Here is a 19,428-nt window from a genome sequence, read left to right on the forward strand (position 1 = left end):
GGGTTTCCTCAGTCGGAGAGCCGCGCGGTCTCGATGGCCGGAGCGATGATCTCGGCGAGATCCGCCGCGACGTCGCGATCGCCTTCCGGCGGCATCGCGACATAGCTCAGCGCCATGCGGGTGATGGCGCGGGCGATGCGTTCGATGTCGGAGTCGGGCATCGACAACCACGTCGACTCGCGGAACGCCTGGGAGAGCCGGTCGCCGGCCGTGGCGATGATCGGCGCCGCATCGGTCGTGATGAGTTTCATCAGATCAGGTTTCGCCTCGCCGGAGAGCAGCGACGCGATCAGGGGGTCGGTGGCGACGCCGGTGAAGTACTCGGTGAACGCGGTGCGCAGCGCGCCGGTCACGTCGTCGACGTGCTCCGCGAGGGAGTCGGCGACATGGCCGGCGAAACGGCTCGCCAGCCGGACCGCATATCCCTGCGCGAGCCCGTACCTCGACCCGAACTCGTTGTAGACGGTCTGCCGGCTGACACCGGTGGCGGCGGCGACGTCCGACATCCGTATCGCCGACCAGTCCCGGTCCATCAGCAGGTCGTGCAATCCGTCGAGCAGGGAGTTCCGCAGCAGCGCCTTGCTGTCCTGGGCGTAGTTACGCGTCGTCATCCCGTCGCGCCGACCGGCTCCAGCGTCTTCTCGATCTCGGTACGGAGTGCACGTCCGGCACCGCCGCGACCCATGCACACCGCGCCGACGAGGCGTTCGTCGGCGAAACAGCGGACGGTGGTGGCGAACCCGTCGGCGCAGGTACCCGTCCCGGTGCTGGTGTCGAGGTCCACGTCGAACCGGTCGGCCATGGTCGGCCACCCGACCATCTGGATGTTGCTGCTGTACTGCATCGACCATGCGAGCGGGACGCGCGGGATGGGGGTCGAGGGACCGGTGGCGAGGCCGAGATCGGCGGCGATGGTCATGGCCACCAGTTTGCCGTGCTCGGTCGCGGTCAGCCACTGCTCGGCCCGCATCGGCTCACCCGTCAGCGGATGCGGCCGTGCTGCGACGTCGCCGGCGGCATAGATCCGGGGTGTCGAGGTGCGCAGCGTCTCGTCGACGACGATGCCCGCAGGACTCACCGACAGACCCGCCGCCTCCGCGAGGGCGGTATCGGGTTGCATCCCGATGGCGCTGATCACGGTTCCGGTCAGCCGGGTGCCGTCTGCCAGCGTCACCGCGTCGGTCTCGGCGGCAGTGATCCGGGCGTCGGTGACGACCCGAACGCCGCGATCCCGATGCAGGGCGGCGACGGCCTCCGCAACGCTGTCCGGGACCACCCGCGACAGCAACGACGCGGCGGCCTCGAGAACGGTGATCTGTCCGGCGGAGTCCACCCGCTGCTCGGAGGACGCCACCGCGGCGGCGATCTCCAGGCCGATCAGTCCACCGCCGACGACGACGACCGGACCCGAGTCGATCCGGGCACGGAGACGCTCGACGTCGCGGCGCGTGCGCAGCGACAGGAGGTCCGGCGACGCGCCGGGCAGTTGGCGTGCCGTGCCGCCGGTCGCGAGGACGAGCGCGTCATAGCCGACCGCCGAACCATCGGCGAGTTCGACGGTTCCGGACACGGCGTCGATGCCGATGACCCGGACGGACGGCACGATGTGGATGCCGCGCTCCTCCCAGTACCCCGGGGGCCGCAGGGTGATCTTGGGATCGGAGAGGTCCCCGTCGAGCATGCCCTTGCTGAGCGCGGTGCGTCGGTAGGGGAGGTGGGGTTCCTCGCCGAAGACGGTGATCGTCCCGTCGAACCCGTTGGCCCGCAGGGTTTCCGCTGCCGTGACGCCCGCGACCCCGGTCCCGACGATCACCACCGATGGGGCGTGGGCGGGCCCAGGGTTCACGGGCGGGCCACCTCGACCATCTCGAAATCTGCCTTCGCGGCACCGCAGTCGGGGCAGCTCCAGTCGTCGGGGATGTCGTCCCAGCGGGTCCCCGGCTCGATGCCGTCCTCCGGCCACCCGAGTTCTTCGTCGTATTCGAATCCGCAGACCTCGCAGCGGAACAGTTTGAACTTCACTTCGCCACCTCTCCGAAATCGATCTTCTCGCGGACACCGCAGTCCGGACAGGCCCAGTCGTCGGGGATGTCGGACCACGCGGTGCCGGCCGGGAATCCTTCACGGGGTGCGCCGGTCGCCTCGTCGTAGACGAAATCACAGACCGGGCAACGGTAGGCGCTCATCGGTCGCCGTCCTTCCCGGCGACACCGTGCGCGGCGAGGATGCGTTCACGACGATGCGGTGCGACGTTGACGAGCTCGATGTCGCCGTCGTAGTGGTCGAGGACCCGCTTGTCCATCACCGCACGCCAGACGGGTGGGAAGTAGGCGAGCGTGATCATGCTGGCGTACCCGCTCGGCAGGTTCGGCGCACCGTCGAAGCTGCGCAGCGTCTGGTAGCGCCGGGTGGGGTTGGCATGGTGATCACTGTGTCGCTGAAGGTGATACAGGAAGATGTTCGTGCAGATGTGGTCGGAGTTCCAGCTGTGCTCCGGGGTGCAGCGCTCATAGCGGCCGGTCTTGGTCTTCTGACGCATCAGACCATAGTGCTCGAGGTAGTTGACGGTCTCGAGGAGCGAGAACCCGTAGACGGCCTGGATGACGAGGAACGGCAGGACCTGCCACCCGAACACCGCCGCGAGCACACCCCAGAGCACGATCGACATGGCCCAGGCGTTGAGGACGTCGTTGCTCGGATGCCAGAACGGCTTGTCGACACGGTCGAGTCGCTTGCGCTCCAGCTCGATCGACGACTTCAGGCTGCCCCACACACTCCGCGGCAGGAATCGCCAGAAGGTCTCACCGAAACGCGAGCTCGCCGGGTCCTCGGGGGTGGCGACGCGGACGTGATGTCCACGGTTGTGCTCGATGTAGAAGTGACCGTAGAAGGTCTGCGCGAGCGTGATCTTCGACAGCCAGCGCTCGAGATCGTCCTTCTTGTGGCCGAGTTCGTGCGCGGTGTTGATGCCGATACCGCCCATCACGCCGATCGACAGGGCGAGACCGATCTTGGAGGCGAGGCCCAGTCCGCCGTCGATGCCGAGCCAGCTGAGATCGTCGGCGGTCCACAGATAACAGGCCATGACGAGGCTGGCGATCTGGAACGGGATGTAGATGTATGTGCAGTAGCGGTAGTACTTGTCGTTCTCCAACTGCTCCATCAGTTCTTCCGGCGGATTCGAGCCGTCGGGGCCGAAGAAGACGTCCAGGATGGGCAGCAGGACATAGACCAGCATCGGTCCGATCCACCACCAGACGGGGGACACGGCGTCGAAACCGTGGCCGATCGCGTTGAAGGCGGCGACGAATGCCATCGCCAGGAAGACCGACGTCGGCGGGATGAGGCCGAGCAGCCAGAGGTGGCGCTTCTTGTCGCGCCATTCCAGGGGCGGGGTGCCAGGGGCGGATTCGAGCGGTGCGGTACTCATGCACGCTCCTCTCACGAGAAGGACTGTGACTTGCCGCACTAGACACTAACCGAGACAATGTACGTTGTCTAGACAAATCCTATGGTTTGTAAAGTAGTCTTTCGCGAAGAAGATCCCTCGCGCGTTTCTGTCGGGGGAGGGCGCGAGGGATCTTCCTGGGGGAACTCCGGGGCGGCGGGGGAAGGCCGCGTCCGGAATCGAGGGGTTCTACCCCTCGGTCATGGGGTGTTGATCCAGTTCAGGATCGACTGGGCGGCAGCGGGATCGCCGTTGCCGATACCGATCGCCGCACCGATCGCCGCACCGATGGCGGCGCCGACCCCGGCGCCCCAGATGCATCCGACGATGATCAGGCAGCCGATGATCAGACCGGCGAGCGCGCCGACCGCGGTCGTCACGTTGCCACCGCGGTTCCAGCCGTTGGTGATGTGCCAGATCATCTGCTGATATGCGCGGTCCTTCTTCGCCGACGCCGGGTGGACACCGGCGGCGATCGCGGCCCGGGCCTGCGGTGTGAGGAGCGGGGTGAAGGTCGCCTGGGTGCGGTCCGCGCTGACCCGCGTCTGTAACGGCACATTCACCCCGTTCAGCGGGAGTGTCAGGGCGACACGCTCGAGCGTTCGGCCGTTGAGATCGACGACGCGGAGCTCGTCGTCGGCGGCGACGAATGTGGCGTTCTTCAGAGTGGAGGAGATGGATGTGCCGTCCGCGGATGCCACCGACAGATGTGACGGCGCCGCCGGCGCGGGCGTTCCGTGAGCGGTGCCGAACGACACCGTGAGTATCGCGACAGCCAACGTCGTGACGCTGAGGAGGCGGAAACGTCTCATCGGTGATCTCCACTTCGTCTTCGTGGCGACAGGTCGCCGTCGCCTCAGGTGACCACGTTCAGGTCGCCTGCTGCCGGTCCGAGCGCTTTGTCGGGTTCAAGCGGTGTGATTCTTGCATCGGCTCACGACCATGTGTGCTCTGTCCCGCGGTCATTGGTACGAACGGATGACAACGGTGACCCCCATCACACCGCGTCCTAACATGGACGAGTGGGTTTCGTCGTCCCGCCCGACGCCTACGGGCGCTTCATGGGCCGATACGCCGACCCTCTCGCCGAGGTCTTCGCGACCTTCGCGGAGGTCGGTGCCGACGCGCGTGTCCTCGACGTCGGGTGTGGCCCGGGGGCGCTGACCGCCCATGTGCTGTCGCGAGGGGTCGCAGTCACCGCGATCGATCCGTCCCCGCCGTTCGTCGACGCGATCCACCAGCGATTCCCCGATGTCGACGTGCGTCGTGGGACGGCCGAGGAATTGCCGTACGACGCCGACGAATTCACCCACGCCCTCGCGCAGTTGGTGGTCCACTTCATGACCGACCCGGTTCGCGGCATCACGCAGATGGCGCGGGTGACCCGGCCGGAGGGGATCGTCGCGGCGTGTGTGTGGGACGGACCCACCGGAGCGCTCGCGCCCTTCTGGGATGCGGTGCACGTTCTCGATCCCGACGCCCAGGACGAGGCGCTCCTCTCCGGCGCCCACCGCGGTCACCTCACCGAACTGTTCGAGACGGCCGGGTTGCGGAACGTCACCGAGGAACCGATCACCGTCGACGTCGTGCACCCGACCTTCGAAGAATGGTGGGAGCCCTACACTCTCGGCGTCGGTCCCGCGGGCGAGTACGTGACGACGCTCGACGCCGGTGCCCGAACCGAACTCGAGACGGTCGCGCGGGAGCGTCTGGGCGACGGGCCGTTCACCGTCTCGGCCACCGCGTGGGCCGCTCGCGGGACGGTGTGAGCCCGGACTGGGTCAGTCCGCGGCCGACGGCCGTATACCCGCCAGCAGGATGGTGAAGTTCCGGTGCGGATCACAGCCTCGACACGGATCTCGCCCCCAGCGTTCGGAGAACGCGAACCAACTGCTCACCTCCGTCGGCCACCGAGCCGTCGTTGACGATGACGACGTCGCCCGGACGATGTGGCGCCGGGTCGGGACGGGACAGGCGCGCCGCCACGTCGCTACCGGACTCTCGTCCTCGACCCCGCAGGCGGCGCTCCCGGACGTCGTCGGAGACGGTCACCCGTACGACCACCAGCCGTGCGTACCTGGTCGCCAACTCGTCGATCACGGATCGAGAGACGTTCACCACCGCGACCCGGCCGCTCCGCAGCGTGTCGTCGATATCGACCGGAATCCCGTAGCGCAGGTCGTGAGCCACCCAGTGCGCCGCGAAGTCTCCACGTGCACAGGCTGCGTCGAACTCCGCGTCGGTGACCGGCCGACGATCCTCGCCGGGGCCGGCGGGCCGGGTGATCACCCGCCGCGGAGAATACGCGTCGCAGCGCTCGGTGGCGTAGTCCATCAGCGAGTCCTTGCCGACGTCGCTGGCGCCCACCACCGCGACGAACGCGCCGGGACCGAGTGGCGTGGTCACGACACGCGGGTCCCGGCTCGGTAGACGCCTCGGACGACGGGGACGTCCACGCCGCGGGGATGACGTGGCGTGGGCGACGACGAATGTGGACGCACCCGCACCAGATCGGCACGCTTGTTCACCGCGATCTCGCCGCGGTCGTCGAAGCCGACGGCGCGTGCAGGATTACCGCTCACCAGTTTTGCGCCCGCGACCAGGTCGAGCGAGCCCTCGGCGGCGAGCTGGAACACCGCCTGCAGTGGGCTCGCCGGTACATAGTCCGACGACAGGATGTGCAGAAGCCCGCGTTCCAGGAGGTCGCTGGCGGCCACGTTGCCGGACTGGCTTCCACCGCGTGCGATGTTGGGAGCCCCCATCACCACCCGGAGACCGTGGCGGGTGGCACTTTCGGCCGCGACGATCGTGGTCGGGAACTCGGAGATGTGCACTCCCAGACCGATCGACTCCTCGACGTGTTCGACGGTGGCGTCGTCGTGTGCGGCGAGCGTGATCCCCCGTTCGGTCGCGAGCGTGGCGATCGTCTTCCGGTTCAGGTCGGCATAGCGCTCGGACTGTTCGACCCGTTCGGCGATGTAGCTGTCCATGTCCTCGAGTGCGATCAGATGCTTGCCCGAGTAGTACTTCTTGAACTGCTCGACATCGGCGAACTGTCGCTGCCCCGGCGCATGGTCCATCAACGAGGCGAGTCGTACGTGGGGGTCGTCGGCGAATCGGCCGAAGGCATCGACGCAGTCGGCGGCCGACACCTCGCAGCGGAGATGGATCGCGTGGTCGGCACGCAGCAGCCCGGCGTCGGCTGCCTGCGTCACCGCATCGGCGAGGCGATGCGCGGCGGTCGCGGCCCGGTCGGCCGACTCCGACTCGGAACCGATGCGGACGGCGTCGAGGACCGTGGTGGCGCCGGCCGCGGCCATCTGGGCGTCGTGGGCCAGCACCGCGGGCAACGGATCCCAGAAGACACCCAGTCGCGGTGCGAAGTGGTACTCGAGGTGATCGGTGTGGACCTCGACCACGCCGGGCATCAGGTAGTCGCCGTCGAGGTCTTCTCCCGCGGATGGAGCAGAGCGCTGCGGACTGATGTCGGCGATCACGCCGTCCCGGACGCTGCCGTGCAGGATCTGATCGTCGAGGACGATCCGGGCGTTGGAGAGCACCGTTTCGCTGCTCATCGTGTGATTCCTCTCTGGGCTGTCTGGGCTGTCTGGGCTGTCTGGGCTGTCTGGGTTGTGTGGGCGCTCGCGCCGGGATGACGGGAGGCGGGTGCGACGGGTTCCGGCCGTGCCGTCCCGAAGGTCATGGGATGAACCGAATGAAGACGAAACGGTGCGCCCGGTGTCTCCTGGATCAGCACCGTCAGCACATCGAGGGGGATGTCGTGGCCGAGAACATCGGCGAACCACGACCGCAATACCCCACCGACTTCCGATCGCCGGTCGTCGGGAATCCGGTCGGTGAGCGTGAGGTGGAAGCGGAACTCGTCCAGGACGTACGGATAACCCCAGCGCTCGAGGAGATCTCGCTGTCTCGGCGTCAGCGCGTCGGGATTGCGGCGCGCACGATCCTCGTCGGTCAACGGCGCACGGAACGTGTCGAGACCGGTGACCACCGCGTCGGCCACCGAGCGCAACGGCTGGTCGTCCGCCCCCGGAACCAGCGCGAAGAACGCGTCGAGCCGGCCCAGACTCAGGTGCGGGATCGACACGGCCGGGGTGCGTGCCGCCAGATCGGCCACCGCGCCGGTCAACTCGTCCAGCGACCGGCCGGCGGCGAGACGGAACGGCGGCTTCAGCGTCCCGTGGAAACCGTACGAACGTGCGGCGACGGTGATCGCGTCGACCTCGTCGCGCACCCACCCGGTGGGCGCACACGTCGGTACGGCGCGACCGTCGATCGCGCGACCCAGCCACTTCTCGGCATGTTCCCGGAGCCGGACCGCGCGCGCGTCGGCCTCCGAGGACCCCCGGCCGAATCCCGGTGCCGCCGCGTAGACCGCGGCACGCCACACGGTCATCTCGCCGTACCCGCGTTCGGTGACGAACCGACACCGCCCGGCGGCGGGGTGAAGGAGGCGACGTCGATCAGTCGGTCGGCGACGGCTTCACGGACGTGTGCGTCATGGAAGATGCCGAGCATTGCGGTTCCGCGGGAACACTTCTCGCGGATCAGGTCGATCACCACGTCGCGGTTGTGGGCATCCAGGGATGCCGTCGGCTCGTCGAGGAGGAGCAACGGCAGGTCCGGGAGGAACCCGCGCGCGATGTTGACCCGTTGCTGTTCGCCGCCGGAGAAGGTGGCCGGCGGCAATCCCCAGAGACGTTCGGGGATGCTGAGACGGGTGAGCAGAGCGGCGGCCCGCTCTTCGGCGGCGGCGGCGTCGACGCCGCGCTCGAGGAGCGGTTCGGCGACGACCTGGAGGGTCGGCACCCGCGGGACACAGCGCAGGAACTGGCTGACGTAGCCGACCTGATCACGTCGCGCGGTGAGGATCTCGCGGGGGTCGACCGCGGCGAGATCCACGGTTCCCCGACCGGTGTGCAGCACGATCCGGCCGCGGTCCACGCCGTAGTTGCCGTAGACCATCTTCAGGATCGAACTCTTGCCGGCACCGGACGCACCGTCGAGGACGACACATTCGCCGGCGAACACCTGGAATTCGAGTCCGGTCAGCACCGGGAGCTCGACCCCGCCCTGCAGATGCATGACGAATCGCTTGTCGACTCCGGACACGTCGAGAACGGCGACGCCGCGTCCGAGTGGGTCCGAAGGCGTTGCCGAGGAAAAGCTTTCGGTGGTGGGAAGCATGGTCATCCTTGCAGGATCGACGAGACGAGGAGTTGGGTGTAAGCAGCACGGGGGTCGTCGAGAACGCGGTCGGTGAGCCCTGATTCGACGACGCGGCCATCCTTCATGACCACCGTGCGATGCGACAGCAACCGTGCGACCGCCAGATCGTGCGTGACGATCACGACGGCCAGCCCGAGATCGGCGACGAGCCGGCGGAGCAGGTCCAGCAACCGGGCCTGCACGGAGACGTCGAGCCCGCTGGTCGGTTCGTCCATGAACACCAACCGCGGGGCGACGACCAGATTGCGGGCGATCTGCAGACGCTGGCGCATCCCGCCGGAGAAGTCCGCCGGCGCGTCGTCGATGCGGTCCACGGGGATCTCCACCCGTTCCAGCCACTGGGCCGCGGTGTGCCGGATCCGGCCGTAGTGGCGGTGTCCGGTGGCCATGAGCGGTTCCCCGATGTTGCCGCCGGCGCTGACGTGCATGCGCAGGCCGTCGGCGGGGTTCTGATGGACGAAGCCCCATTCGGTGCGCCACAGGTGCCGCACCGCGCTCTCGCTGAGCGCGGCGAGGTCGACGACCTCGCCGTCGGCCAGACGGTAGTGGATCTCGCCCTCCGACAGCGACAGTCGCTGCGACAGCGTGCCGAGTAACGTCGACTTGCCCGAGCCCGATTCGCCGACGACGGCCAGGACCTCGCCCGGCCACAGGTCGAAATCGACGTCGCGGCAACCATACCGATGTCCGTAGCGATGCCCGGCCCCGCGGACGCTCAACAGGGGTGCGTCGTCGTTCATGCTCCGACCTCCTCGTCGGTTCGGATGGCGTTGCGTTCACAGTGATCGGTGTCGGAGCACACGAACACGGCGGTGCCGGAGTCGTCGGTGATCACCTCGTCGAGGTAGACCCCGACGGATCCGCAGATGGCGCACGGCCGGTCGAAACGTTGCGGCTCGAACGGATGGTCCTCGAAGCCCAGGCTCTCCACCGAGGTGAACGGCGGGACGGCGTAGATCCGCTTCTCGCGGCCGGCGCCGAAGAGCTGCAGCGCCGGGTTCATGTGCATCTTGGGATTGTCGAAGCTGGGAATCGGCGAGGGCGACATGAGATATCGGCCGTTGACCAGTACCGGGTAGTCGTAGGTGGTGGCGATGTGCCCGAAAGAGGCGATGTCCTCGTAGAGCTTGACGTACATCAGCCCGTAGTCCTCGAGCGCATGAAGCCTGCTGGTCTCGGTTTCCCGGGGCTCGAGGAACCGCAGCGGCTCGGGGATGGGCACCTGGTAGACGAGGATCTGTCCGTCGCGCAACGGGGTCTCGGGGATTCGGTGCCGCGTCTGGATCACCGTGGCGTCCTCGGTGACGGTGGTGGTGGCGACGCCGGACACCTCGGCGAAGAAGGTCCGGATGGATACCGCATTGGTGGTGTCGTCGGCACCCTGGTCGATGACCTTCAACACGTCGTCGCCGCCGAGAACCGCCGCGGTCACCTGGACACCGCCGGTGCCCCAGCCACGCGGCATCGGCACCTCTCGCGAGGCGAACGGCACCTGGAACCCCGGCACGGCAACCGCTTTCAACAGCGAGCGACGAATCATCCGCTTGGTCTGCTCGTCCAGGTAGCCGATGTTGTAGCCGATGGATGTGACGCTCATGATGCCTCCGGGTCGAGCTCACGGGTGGATGTGTCGGCCGGGTTGTCGGCGACGCGCGCCACCCGACGGCGGAAGTCGTCGTGGAGCTGCCGGACGAGGACGAGCTCGGCCTGGAAGTCCACGTAGTGCGGGAGTTTCAGATGCTCGACGAAGCCCGTCGCGGCCACGTTGTCGGCGTGACTGATGACGAACTCTTCGTCCTGGGCGGGCGCGACGATGCGTTCGGCGAACTCGTCGGTCCGCAGGGCCCGGTCGACCAGCGACATCGACATGGCCTTGCGTTCACCTCGACCGAACGCCAGTCCATAACCGCGGGTGAACTGGGCGGGGGAGTCGGCACTTCCGGTGAACTGGTTGATCATCTGGCATTCGGTGATCTCGACACGACCCAGCGGAACCGCGAAACCCAGTTCGGGCGCGACGAATTCGACCTCGACCTCGCCGACGCGGATCTCGCCGGCGAATGGGTGCGTCCGGCCGTACCCGCGCTGAGTGGAATAGCCCAGCGACAGCAGGAACCCTTCGTCGCCGCGTGCGAGGGCCTGCAGACGGCCGGCCCGGGACATCGGGAACGTGGTCGGATCGCGGGTGATGTCCACGGGTTCGGGGTCGTGCGGGTCCGGATCGGCGTCCTCGATGAGGTCGCCCCCGGCGAGGAGGTCGGTGACCCGGGGCATGTGGACGTCCTCGGTGAGCGCCGCGGCCTCCGGACCGTCGGTGTCGCGATCGGTGAACAACCGATGCGTGTAGTCGAAGGTCGCGCCGAGCTGCTGCCCGCCGGGCAGGTCCTTGAACGTGGCCGACACCCGACGCTGTGGCGGTAGGGACGCGGTGTCGACGGGTTCGGAATAGCCGAACCGGGGGAGAGTGGTCCGGTAGGACCGGACCAGGGTGATGGCCTCGAGTACGTCGCCCTGGGCCTGCACGATGGCGCGGCCGGCGAGTTCGGGGTCGTAGAGCGACCCCTCGCTCATCACCCGGGAGACCAGGACGCCGAGTTGATCGGCGATCTGGGCGGGCTCGAGCGCGGGCCGGCCGGAATCGCCGCGTCCTTGCTTGGCCAGCAGGGCATGGGCGTTGGCGATGGCGCGTTCACCGCCTTTCACCGCTACATACATCAGACCTCCTGGGGGTCGAGTCGAGTCGTGCGAGGCAGCCCCGCCACGGTGTTCCCGGTGACGAACACGAGGTCGACGCCGCGGGGGAAGAGGGTTGTGTTGCGTTGCCACTGCGCGGCGAAATCGTCGAACGCAGTCGGCACCTCGACGGCCTGGGTGGTCTCGATGCCCGGCCCGCGTCCGGCGAATCGGGTCGTCGGTGCGTCGGCGGGGACGGCGAGCAGGACTGTCGCCGACTGATGTGGCGCCTCGTCGGTACCGGCGTCGAGGGCGTCGAGGCGCGGAATCGACGCGGGATCGGTGGCGAGGATGAACTGGGCCTCGGTGGGTTCGTCGATCAGCCGGACACCGGTGTGGAAGGTCAGCCAGGTGCGGATCGTCGGTGCCGAGGACAGTTCCGGTGCGAGCCAGACGGTGCAGTCGTCGTCGAGGAGGGTCAGGGCGAGCGCCCCCAGTGCGGGACCGAGGGGCAGCGGGGCCGCGGGTGCGCCGGCGATGGGGAATCGCCGGCCCGGATGTGCCAGGGCGTCGAGTACGGCCCGGAACGCCGCCTGGGCTTCCCTGGTCGGATCGTCGAAACCGGCTGCGGGAACGAGAGTGTCCTCGGAGACGGTCGGCGGTGTGGGGGTCATTCGTGCTCCCTGGAGATGTTGAAGAAGTCCACGAGTGTGCTGCGGGCTTCGGCGCGGCGGGTGGTGTCGCGTTCTTCGGCTGCCTTCCGCATCGGTTCGATGACCTCGGCGAGAACCCGTGGACGCTGGGTGTCGTCGCAGAGGAGAGCGTCGAAACATGCGGCGGCACGGGCATGGTCGAGATCGGTGCCCAGGATGTAGGCCGCGCCCACGGCGTCGGCGGTCAGCGGTCCCCCGCTGAGGCGGACCGTTGCTCGGGTCACCGTGGCCTCACCGAGGTTGAAACGGTTGCCGACCGAGTCGATCCGGGCGCGGAGCATCACCAGGCCGGCCTCGGGGCCGCGGATCTGCTGCACGGTGGGTTTGGGTTCCCACTGTTGCCACGCGGTGTCCACCTCGGCTGGGGGTGCCGATGCCAGAGTGCGCATCCAGTTCTGTCGCGGGGTGAGCGCGGGGTCCGCGTCGGTGCGAGGTGTCGTCGCAGTCATCGGTCCTCCGGTGTGTTGATTCGGTGAGAGTCGGTGGGGGTGGAGCGGTTCTGCAGTAGTTGTCTAGATCAGTAGACAACTTGATGGTGGTCGGTGTCGGCCACCAACTCGGTGACGTGGGATGGCGGTGTGGCCGCCGTGCGGTGAACACTTGGTGAACGGCTTCGAGCCCCTGCGCAGGCGGTACATTCGGGATCATCATGGTCATGCACAGCAGGTCTCCCAGTGGCTACTCGACGTGGCGCCTCATCGCCGACGAGCTTCGGGGCGAGATCGTCGACGGCGGACTTTCGCCCGGCACTCGGTTGCCATCGGAGTCGCAGCTCGCGAGTCGTTTCGGCGTCAATCGCAACACCGTGCGGCAGGCGGTGGCCGCGCTCGCGTCAGACCGCCTGGTCGTCGCGCGGCGCGGTAGCGGAACCTTCGTCGCCGAACACGAGGTACTGGTCCACCGGATCGGCCTGAGAACGCGTCTCAGCGACAGTCTCGGTGGCCGGGCCAAGGGTGCGACTGTGCGCCTGCTCGACTCCGAGACCGTGCTCGCGCCGGCATCCGTCGCGACGCGACTGGGTCTCGACGACCGCCCGGCGCTGCGCCTGGAGATCGTCCGTGCCGTCGACGGTCTCCCGATCTCGTTGAGCACCAATTGGTTCGACGCCGAACGCGTACCCGGCCTCGCCGGGCGTTTCGAGGCCGAAGGGTCCGTGACCGGGGCTCTGCGCGCCGAGGGGATCGACGACTACGTGCGCGGTGCGACGACGATCGCGGCCCGCCATGCGACGACGAGCGAGGTCGCCGATCTGCAATTGCTCGAGGGTGCAGTGGTTTTGGCGGTCGAAGGACTCGACCAGCTGCCGGACGGCACACCGCTGCAACTGGCGGTCACCCGTTTCCCGGCGGACCGGGTCGAACTCGACGTCGACCCCGGGCGGTGAGGCGCCGCCCGGGGTTCGGCCCGCCGGGCACTGCCCGACCCTGATCTGACCGGTCAGCGGAACACCCGCCGTAGCCAGGCGGCGAGGCCCTCCACGATGAGAACGGTGACGACCATCATCATCACCAGCGTCGTGACCTGACCATGCGTCGACGACAAGGTCGAGGCGTTCATCAGGTAGAAGCCGATGCCGCTGCCACCGACGATGCCGAGGATGGTTGCTGCCCGGATGTTCGAGTCCACCAGGTACAGGGTGTTGCCGATCAGCGAGGGCAGGGCCTGCGGCCAGGTGGCCGCGAGGTAGCGCTGGCCGCGTGCCGCGCCGGTTGCGGTCAGGGCGCGTTCGGGGCCGGGGGAGACCTCCTCGCAGGAGTCGGCGATCAGCTTGCCGAGAAGTCCGATGCCGCCGACGGCGAGTGCCACCACACCGGCCTGATTGCCGAGCCCGGTGATCATGATCAGGAAGATCGCGAGCACGAGTTCGGGTATCCCGCGGAACACCACCAGCAGCACTCGGAATGTCCCGCGCACAGCCGGATTGGGGGCGATGTTGCGGGCCGCGAGGGACCCGACGGCAAGCGAGACGACGAGCGACAGCAATGCCGCGGCGAACGCGACCTGCACGGTCACCAGCAGTGCATCGGCGAACTCGCCGAAGGTGTACGAACCGGTGCTGGGCGGCCAGAAACTCGCGATCGACGGCCACATGTGGGACCAGTTGACGTCGGCGAAGTCGATGTCGGCCATCCAGTAGCTGGAGATCACGAGCATGATCGCGCCGACGGTCCAGGCGCAGTTGCGGATTCGTCGTCGTGTCCACGGCTGACGCGTCATGGAGTCGACGGTCATCGCGATGGTGGAGGGGGCGTCGGTGGAGGTGCGACGCGGCCGGCCGCGGGTGACGAGTCGTACGGCGCGGTCACCGAGCCGGCGACCGCGAGGTTCCACGCCGAGGAGGTTGCGCCGGATGGTCGAGGAGATGATCTCGCACACGACGCACAACACGAAGATGACCGCGGCGATCCCGAGTCCGCGTCCGTAGCCCTGCGGAAACTGCTCGAACGCGATCTTCATCGCATAGCCGAGTCCGCCGACGCCCGCGTAGCCGAGGATCGCCGAACCTCGCAGGTTGATGTCGAAGCGGTGCAGGGTTGTCGCGATCCACGACGGCAGCACCTGAGGAAAGACACCCGACCAGAACTCCTGTGCACGACTGCCTCCCGTCGCTCGGATCGCCAGCCGGGGGCCGTCGTCGATCTGTTCGATCGCATCGGCGAACATCTTGGAGATCATGCCGATCGAGTGGATGCCGATCGCCAGCACGCCGGGCAGCGGACTCCCCAGTACGAAAGCAAGCGAAAATGCCAACGCGAGAACGACATCGGGCACCGAGCGGGTGAGCACCCCGATGGTCCGGCCCATCCAGCGCAATGTGGTGGACGGGGTGGTGTTCGATGCCGACACCCAGGCCACCGGAACGGAGATGATCGCGGCGATCACCGTCCCGAGGATCACGATCCCCAAGGTCAGCCCGATGAGATATGCGAGCTCACCCCAGGCTGGCAGGCTGATCGGGTCCATCAGCGAGAACACCTTGCGGGCGTTGTCGATGCTCGACACGATGTTGGCCCAGGAGAAGTCGAGAGTGCTCAGCGAATAGACACCGAACGCCAGCATCCCGAGGATCACGACCGTGCCGACGGTGCGCCCGGTCCGCCGTGGCGGCCGGGGCGCCGACTGCTCCGGTTCTGGTGGAGCGGTCTCGAGGACGGTCACCACGTGCCGCTCCGGATGCGGAGGTCGTTCTCACCGGTTTCTGCGCCGACCTGGCGATAGATCGTCATGGCCCGCTCGCGGCTCAACTCGGCCGTCGGCGTGTCCAGGACGACCTCTCCCGCGCGCAGTCCGACCACCCGGTCGGACCACTCGAGAGCGAGTTCGACCTGATGGAGACTGCAGACGACCGTCAGTCCGCGGTCTGCGGCGATCTCCCGGATGAGAGCCATGACCTGTGCGCTGGAGTCGGGATCCAGGCTGGCCACGGGTTCGTCGGCGAGCAGGATCTCGGGATCCTGCATCAGTGCCCGTGCGATCGCGACGCGTTGCTGCTGCCCACCGGACAGCTGGTCGGCACGTTCATATGCCTTGTGCAGCAAGCCGACTCGATCGAGATGACCGAGCGCCCTGCGCCGCAGGGACTTCGGATAAGTCCCCAGTCCCAGGCGCGGTCCGCGCAGCTGTGCGAGCGCCCCGGTGAGCACGTTCTCCAGGACGGTGAGCGGGCCGACCAGTTCGAACTGCTGGAAGATCATCCCGATCCGGCCACGCAGTGCGCGTAACTCTCTCGAGGAGCTCTCGGTGAGGGTGCGGTCCAGTACCGATACCGCTCCCGAGGTGGGTGAGTCGAGCCCGTCCAGATGGCGGAGCAGGGTCGACTTGCCGGACCCGGACAGGCCGAGCAACACGACGATTTCACCGCGTGCGACCGTGAGGTTGATGTCGTGCAGGGCGCGGGTGGCGCCGAAATCCTTGCAGACCCCGTTCACTTCGATGAGTGGTGCAATCGTGGTCGTGATCGCAGTGGGAGAGATCGTCGTGTTGGTCATGGTCGTGATCCTTCGACTCAGCGGGTCAGGACGCGCACTTCGCGGCGGCGATGTTCGTGCAGAGATCGCTGATCGGGGTGAAGTACTGCTTGTCCACCGGGAGTACGCCGAAGTAGTTGGACGTGAAGCCGTCGGTCATCGGGACCCCCGACGCGGTGATGGCTTCCACCGTGGCCCCGCGCAACGCGTCGGTGACCTTGGTCTTCGCGTCGGCCGGCAGTGCGGAGGAGACGGTGAACGGGCCGCCGGGCACGTACTCGCGATTGATCACCTTGACCTGACCCTTCTTGACGCCTTCGGCGGCCACGGTGTCCTCGGCGAATCCCAGGTCGCACTGCTTGGAAGCGACTGCCTGGGCGGACTTGTCGTGGCTGCCGGCGAAGAACGGAGTGAAGTCGTCGAAGGTGGGTCGGCCGTTGGCATCCTGGCCCGTCGACGTCACATCGAGTCCCGCCTTGGACAGGGCGTTGAGCCCGAAGAGGAAGCCGGAGGTCGAATTCGGGTCGACGAAGCAGACCGACTTGCCCTTGGCGTCGGCCAGCGAGGCGATCGGCGAGTCAGCCGCGACGATGGCCTCCGAGAAGTACCCGGCGTCCTCGGCGTCCGGCGAAGTGAGGCCCGCGGCGACCGGTTCGATCTCGGCACCCTTGTTGGTGGCCATCACGTACTGGAGGCCGCCCATGACGCCGACGTCTGCCTTACCTGCGACGAGTGCCGCGACCAACGCGGTGTAGTCACTCGTGGGGTAGTACTCGACCTCGTAACCGGTGGTCTTGGCGAGGTAGTTCTGCATCGGCTTCCAGTTGGCATCCGAGCCGGCCTTGTCGGGGACCGCGGCGAAGACCAGGGTCTCGGGGGCCTTGGCCCAGCCGCTGGAGGCGGAGTCGGTGGACGAACAACCGGTCAGTGCGGCGGCGGAAAGTGCGCCGGCGACGGCGACGGACAGCAGGGTCTTGATGCTGCGGGCGCGCATGATGGAGGCCTTTCGAGGCGGTGGGATGGCTACGACCAGGGCGGTCGGGGGAATCCGTGTGGCGGAGACGCGGCTGTGAGCAGCAGGTGTGCGAGCCGCCTTCCGGGCACGCCATCAGGGTTCGATGGCCCGATGAACGGTTGTCTACCCGCAACTGTCATCTGGGTGAAGGCGCTCGGAACATGTCTAGTTGTGTAGACAGGTTGGTTTCATTGAGTGGCGAAGCGGGATGGATTCGGTGTCGCCCGCTACTGTTTTCCTCTGGACTCACAGAGGGAGACAACGTATGTCGGGCCATGTGAACGTGGACAACTTCGTTCGGGCGGAGACGCATCGGATGTTCGCCGACATCCAGTTGGCCGCCGGTGGGGTGGGCAGGTTCCGCCACAATCGAGAACCCGCCGCCATCGACGAACAGACGGTGATCCGGCTCAATCGGGACACCCTGTACAGCTTCGCCGTCGCCGATCTCGCGGCGCCGGCGGTGCTCACCCTGCCCGACGCCGGTGATCGCTACGTGTCCGCGATGATCGTGAACGAGGACCATTACGTCGGTGACGTCCTGCACGCGGCCGGCGAGCACACGCTGACGCAGGAGGTGTACGGATCGCGCTACGTCCTGGTCGCCGTACGGATCCTGGTCGATCCGACCGATGTGGTCGATGTGGCCGAAGTCGGGAGGTTGCAGGACCAGGTGACGCTCCTTCCGGGCTCGTCGGAGCCGTTCGTGTCCCCCGACTACGACACCGCAAGTCTCGATGCGACCCGAGATGCTCTGCTGGAGCTGGCGAAAGGGCTCACCTCCTTCGACCACACCTTCGGCAGCCGCGAAGAGGTGGACCCGGTCCGCCACCTCATCGGATGCGCGGCGGGCTGGGGTGGGCTCCCGACATCCGAGGCCACCTATGTCGGCGTCGACCCCGCCGTCGGTCCCGGGCACTACGAACTCGTCTTCGCCGACATCCCGGTCGACGCCTTCTGGTCGGTGTCGGTCTACAACGCCGCGGGGTTCTTCGAGCCCAACGAGAAGGACCTCTACACGGTCAACAGCGTCACCGGCGTACGTAACGGCGACGGCTCGATCACCGTCCGGTTCATCCCCGACGCCACCGGTGACGTCCCGCCCAACGCGATCGTGACGCCCGAGGGCTGGAACTACCTCATCCGCCTATATCGACCGCGCCCCGAGGTCCTCGACGGCACGTGGACTCCGCCGGTCCTGAAGCCGGTCGCCGATTCCTGAGCCGTCGGTCGCCCTCCGGAATGACGTCGATGACGTGATCGACTGACGCAGCGGCCACGCACCTCCGATTCGACTTCGGCCCGGTTGCAAGAATTTTCGCTCCATGAGGTGCCCCCTCCATCTCTGAGGTGTGAGGAGTTTTGGCGGTGGGTGCCCATCTGCTCCCTGAGGTGTGAGGAGTGTTGGCGGTGGGTGCTCATCTGCTCCCTGAGGTGTGAGGAGCGTTAGCGACGAGCCTCGAAGGGCTGGTAACCGTCCCTCGCCGCGCTTGCTTCACACGCGCGGGTATGCGGCGGCGAGCATTATCGAGGCGAGGGTGGCTTCGGCGTCGGAGGCGTTGCGTAGGTCGATGATTTGGCGTAGGTGCAGGCGTGGTTGATCGCCGGACGCCGGCTCGGGTCCGTGGATGTCGGTGCGTACGTGTTGGAGGTGTTCGGCGAAGCGGCGGGGTATGTCGGGTCGCCGGTTGATGCGTTCGGAGTTGGGGGGTGCGCCTGGTTGGGTGTTGAGTCGCCAGGCGCAACGGCCTTCGTCGGGGCCCTCGCGGACCATGTGGGTGGTGTATTGGCCGGGTTGATCGCCGACCATGCGGTTGTGTTTCGGGCACGCCGGGGTGAGGTCGGTGAGTCCGCCGAGGCCCCAATCGAGTTGGGCGTGATGCATTTCCACGTGGGTGGCGGCTAGGTCGCAGTCGGGGGTGGAGCAGACCTCGCCGTCGGGTCGGGCGAAGGAGACGAGGCGTTGTTCGCGGGTGGCGAGTCGTTTGCCGCGCCCGAAGTAGAGCGGGACGGCGGTGGCGTCTTTGAACACGGCCAGCCAGGGTTGGGCGTCGGCGGCGAGGTCGATCAGGTCGGGGATGGGGATCAGGGTGCCGGTGGCGGTGGTGGCGAACCCGGCTTCGCGGATGAGGTCGTTGAGGTCGGCTTTGACGATCAGTTGCACGGGGAGTCCGCGGTGACTCTTACCCAGGAGTCCGTCCTCGAACACCACTTTGAGCAGGGCGTTGAGGGCGTCGTGGTTGAGCTGGGCGGGGCTGCGGTCGTCGCGTTCGGCGGCGGCCGCCACCGCGTCGGGGTCGGCGTCGTCGATCGACCCGTGTGGGGAGTCGGGATCGTCGGGGTTGTTCATGCCGGGTTTTG

At 67.5% G+C, this 19,428-nt stretch carries 22 protein-coding genes; 3 read left to right on the forward strand and 19 right to left on the reverse strand.

All coding sequences use genetic code 11. The features are described from left to right. Positions 1-8: 8 nt before the first annotated feature. From GOAMI_RS17230 to GOAMI_RS17255, 6 genes are all read right to left on the reverse strand, one after another. Positions 9-611 carry a TetR family transcriptional regulator gene (locus tag GOAMI_RS17230; RefSeq protein ID WP_006437842.1) on the reverse strand — a complete coding sequence of 201 codons (603 nt, stop codon included), beginning with the start codon at positions 609-611 and terminating at the stop codon, positions 9-11. Beyond that, entirely contained in the window at positions 608-1,846 is a 1,239-nt protein-coding gene (locus GOAMI_RS17235) for an NAD(P)/FAD-dependent oxidoreductase (protein ID WP_006437843.1), read from the reverse strand. The genes GOAMI_RS17230 and GOAMI_RS17235 overlap by 4 nt, the downstream gene beginning before the upstream one ends. Continuing rightward, positions 1,843-2,022 (reverse strand): rubredoxin, encoded by a 180-nt coding sequence (locus tag GOAMI_RS17240; protein ID WP_006437844.1) that lies wholly within the window; start codon positions 2,020-2,022, stop codon positions 1,843-1,845. The genes GOAMI_RS17235 and GOAMI_RS17240 overlap by 4 nt, the downstream gene beginning before the upstream one ends. Beyond that, on the reverse strand, positions 2,019-2,186 hold the full coding sequence (locus GOAMI_RS17245; protein WP_006437845.1) for a rubredoxin: 168 nt from the start codon (positions 2,184-2,186) through the stop codon (positions 2,019-2,021). The genes GOAMI_RS17240 and GOAMI_RS17245 overlap by 4 nt, the downstream gene beginning before the upstream one ends. After that, positions 2,183-3,430, reverse strand: a complete 1,248-nt coding sequence (locus GOAMI_RS17250) for an alkane 1-monooxygenase (protein ID WP_006437846.1) — start codon at positions 3,428-3,430, stop codon at positions 2,183-2,185. The genes GOAMI_RS17245 and GOAMI_RS17250 overlap by 4 nt, the downstream gene beginning before the upstream one ends. A gap of 218 nt (positions 3,431-3,648) precedes the next feature. Beyond that, the gene (locus tag GOAMI_RS17255; protein WP_006437847.1) at positions 3,649-4,260 is read right to left on the reverse strand and encodes a DUF8020 domain-containing protein; all 612 of its coding nucleotides are present in this window, start codon (positions 4,258-4,260) and stop codon (positions 3,649-3,651) included. A 210-nt stretch (positions 4,261-4,470) separates the two neighbouring features. Between GOAMI_RS17255 and GOAMI_RS17260 the strand changes: the two genes are divergently transcribed. Next, positions 4,471-5,217, forward strand: coding sequence for a class I SAM-dependent methyltransferase (locus GOAMI_RS17260; RefSeq protein WP_006437848.1), 747 nt, complete (start codon positions 4,471-4,473; stop codon positions 5,215-5,217). Between the two features lie 70 nt (positions 5,218-5,287). On the opposite strand, the gene phnN is transcribed toward GOAMI_RS17260, so the two are convergent. From phnN to phnG, 9 genes are read right to left on the reverse strand one after another with little or no spacing between them, the layout of a single operon-like run. Then, entirely contained in the window at positions 5,288-5,854 is a 567-nt protein-coding gene (phnN, locus tag GOAMI_RS17265) for a phosphonate metabolism protein/1,5-bisphosphokinase (PRPP-forming) PhnN (RefSeq protein ID WP_006437849.1), read from the reverse strand. Next, positions 5,851-7,023, reverse strand: coding sequence for an alpha-D-ribose 1-methylphosphonate 5-triphosphate diphosphatase (locus GOAMI_RS17270; RefSeq protein WP_006437850.1), 1,173 nt, complete (start codon positions 7,021-7,023; stop codon positions 5,851-5,853). Before GOAMI_RS17270 ends, phnN begins: the two co-directional genes overlap by 4 nt. Further along, positions 7,020-7,865, reverse strand: coding sequence for a DUF1045 domain-containing protein (locus GOAMI_RS22350; protein ID WP_006437852.1), 846 nt, complete (start codon positions 7,863-7,865; stop codon positions 7,020-7,022). The genes GOAMI_RS17270 and GOAMI_RS22350 overlap by 4 nt, the downstream gene beginning before the upstream one ends. Then, positions 7,862-8,662: a phosphonate C-P lyase system protein PhnL gene (gene phnL, locus GOAMI_RS17280; RefSeq protein ID WP_210737896.1), complete on the reverse strand. Its 801-nt coding sequence runs from the start codon at positions 8,660-8,662 to the stop codon at positions 7,862-7,864. Before phnL ends, GOAMI_RS22350 begins: the two co-directional genes overlap by 4 nt. Beyond that, positions 8,659-9,438, reverse strand: coding sequence for a phosphonate C-P lyase system protein PhnK (gene phnK, locus GOAMI_RS17285; protein ID WP_006437856.1), 780 nt, complete (start codon positions 9,436-9,438; stop codon positions 8,659-8,661). Before phnK ends, phnL begins: the two co-directional genes overlap by 4 nt. After that, positions 9,435-10,295 carry an alpha-D-ribose 1-methylphosphonate 5-phosphate C-P-lyase PhnJ gene (locus tag GOAMI_RS17290; RefSeq protein WP_006437858.1) on the reverse strand — a complete coding sequence of 287 codons (861 nt, stop codon included), beginning with the start codon at positions 10,293-10,295 and terminating at the stop codon, positions 9,435-9,437. Before GOAMI_RS17290 ends, phnK begins: the two co-directional genes overlap by 4 nt. Then, positions 10,292-11,413, reverse strand: coding sequence for a carbon-phosphorus lyase complex subunit (locus GOAMI_RS17295; protein ID WP_006437860.1), 1,122 nt, complete (start codon positions 11,411-11,413; stop codon positions 10,292-10,294). Before GOAMI_RS17295 ends, GOAMI_RS17290 begins: the two co-directional genes overlap by 4 nt. After that, positions 11,413-12,045 (reverse strand): phosphonate C-P lyase system protein PhnH, encoded by a 633-nt coding sequence (phnH, locus tag GOAMI_RS17300; protein ID WP_006437862.1) that lies wholly within the window; start codon positions 12,043-12,045, stop codon positions 11,413-11,415. Before phnH ends, GOAMI_RS17295 begins: the two co-directional genes overlap by 1 nt. After that, positions 12,042-12,533: a phosphonate C-P lyase system protein PhnG gene (phnG, locus tag GOAMI_RS17305; protein WP_006437864.1), complete on the reverse strand. Its 492-nt coding sequence runs from the start codon at positions 12,531-12,533 to the stop codon at positions 12,042-12,044. The genes phnH and phnG overlap by 4 nt, the downstream gene beginning before the upstream one ends. Before the next feature lie 206 nt (positions 12,534-12,739). Between phnG and phnF the strand changes: the two genes are divergently transcribed. Further along, positions 12,740-13,468 carry a phosphonate metabolism transcriptional regulator PhnF gene (gene phnF, locus GOAMI_RS17310; protein ID WP_210737895.1) on the forward strand — a complete coding sequence of 243 codons (729 nt, stop codon included), beginning with the start codon at positions 12,740-12,742 and terminating at the stop codon, positions 13,466-13,468. Positions 13,469-13,521: 53 nt separating this feature from the next. On the opposite strand, the gene GOAMI_RS17315 is transcribed toward phnF, so the two are convergent. The 3 genes from GOAMI_RS17315 to GOAMI_RS17325 are packed head-to-tail and all read right to left on the reverse strand — an operon-like array spanning position 13,522 to position 17,046. Next, a complete protein-coding gene (locus GOAMI_RS17315) occupies positions 13,522-15,246 on the reverse strand; it encodes a PhnE/PtxC family ABC transporter permease (RefSeq protein WP_006437866.1) in 1,725 nt (574 codons plus the stop codon). Then, on the reverse strand, positions 15,240-16,073 hold the full coding sequence (gene phnC / locus GOAMI_RS17320; RefSeq protein WP_006437867.1) for a phosphonate ABC transporter ATP-binding protein: 834 nt from the start codon (positions 16,071-16,073) through the stop codon (positions 15,240-15,242). The genes GOAMI_RS17315 and phnC overlap by 7 nt, the downstream gene beginning before the upstream one ends. A gap of 25 nt (positions 16,074-16,098) precedes the next feature. Next, positions 16,099-17,046, reverse strand: coding sequence for a phosphate/phosphite/phosphonate ABC transporter substrate-binding protein (locus tag GOAMI_RS17325; RefSeq protein WP_006437868.1), 948 nt, complete (start codon positions 17,044-17,046; stop codon positions 16,099-16,101). Positions 17,047-17,332: 286 nt separating this feature from the next. On the opposite strand from GOAMI_RS17325, the gene GOAMI_RS17330 reads away from it, so the two are divergent. Then, positions 17,333-18,289 carry a DUF1214 domain-containing protein gene (locus tag GOAMI_RS17330; RefSeq protein ID WP_006437869.1) on the forward strand — a complete coding sequence of 319 codons (957 nt, stop codon included), beginning with the start codon at positions 17,333-17,335 and terminating at the stop codon, positions 18,287-18,289. A gap of 273 nt (positions 18,290-18,562) precedes the next feature. Here the strand turns inward: GOAMI_RS17330 and GOAMI_RS17335 are convergent. After that, the coding region (locus GOAMI_RS17335; protein WP_006437870.1) for a DUF222 domain-containing protein at positions 18,563-19,428 on the reverse strand (866 nt) is incomplete at its 5' end.

This window comes from Gordonia amicalis NBRC 100051 = JCM 11271, from assembly GCF_000332995.1.
GTDB lineage: Bacteria > Actinomycetota > Actinomycetes > Mycobacteriales > Mycobacteriaceae > Gordonia > Gordonia amicalis.

Coding starts and splice junctions, on each gene's coding strand:
- GOAMI_RS17230 (WP_006437842.1), bottom strand. CDS start 611: ATGACGACGCGTAACTACGCCCAGGACAGCAAGGCGCTGCTGCGGAAC.
- GOAMI_RS17245 (WP_006437845.1), bottom strand. CDS start 2,186: ATGAGCGCCTACCGTTGCCCGGTCTGTGATTTCGTCTACGACGAGGCG.
- GOAMI_RS17250 (WP_006437846.1), bottom strand. CDS start 3,430: ATGAGTACCGCACCGCTCGAATCCGCCCCTGGCACCCCGCCCCTGGAA.
- GOAMI_RS17255 (WP_006437847.1), bottom strand. CDS start 4,260: ATGAGACGTTTCCGCCTCCTCAGCGTCACGACGTTGGCTGTCGCGATA.
- GOAMI_RS17270 (WP_006437850.1), bottom strand. CDS start 7,023: ATGAGCAGCGAAACGGTGCTCTCCAACGCCCGGATCGTCCTCGACGAT.
- GOAMI_RS22350 (WP_006437852.1), bottom strand. CDS start 7,865: ATGACCGTGTGGCGTGCCGCGGTCTACGCGGCGGCACCGGGATTCGGC.
- phnL (WP_210737896.1), bottom strand. CDS start 8,662: ATGACCATGCTTCCCACCACCGAAAGCTTTTCCTCGGCAACGCCTTCG.
- phnK (WP_006437856.1), bottom strand. CDS start 9,438: ATGAACGACGACGCACCCCTGTTGAGCGTCCGCGGGGCCGGGCATCGC.
- GOAMI_RS17290 (WP_006437858.1), bottom strand. CDS start 10,295: ATGAGCGTCACATCCATCGGCTACAACATCGGCTACCTGGACGAGCAG.
- GOAMI_RS17295 (WP_006437860.1), bottom strand. CDS start 11,413: ATGTATGTAGCGGTGAAAGGCGGTGAACGCGCCATCGCCAACGCCCAT.
- phnH (WP_006437862.1), bottom strand. CDS start 12,045: ATGACCCCCACACCGCCGACCGTCTCCGAGGACACTCTCGTTCCCGCA.
- phnG (WP_006437864.1), bottom strand. CDS start 12,533: ATGACTGCGACGACACCTCGCACCGACGCGGACCCCGCGCTCACCCCG.
- phnF (WP_210737895.1), top strand. CDS start 12,740: ATGCACAGCAGGTCTCCCAGTGGCTACTCGACGTGGCGCCTCATCGCC.
- phnC (WP_006437867.1), bottom strand. CDS start 16,073: ATGACCAACACGACGATCTCTCCCACTGCGATCACGACCACGATTGCA.
- GOAMI_RS17325 (WP_006437868.1), bottom strand. CDS start 17,046: ATGCGCGCCCGCAGCATCAAGACCCTGCTGTCCGTCGCCGTCGCCGGC.
- GOAMI_RS17330 (WP_006437869.1), top strand. CDS start 17,333: ATGTCGGGCCATGTGAACGTGGACAACTTCGTTCGGGCGGAGACGCAT.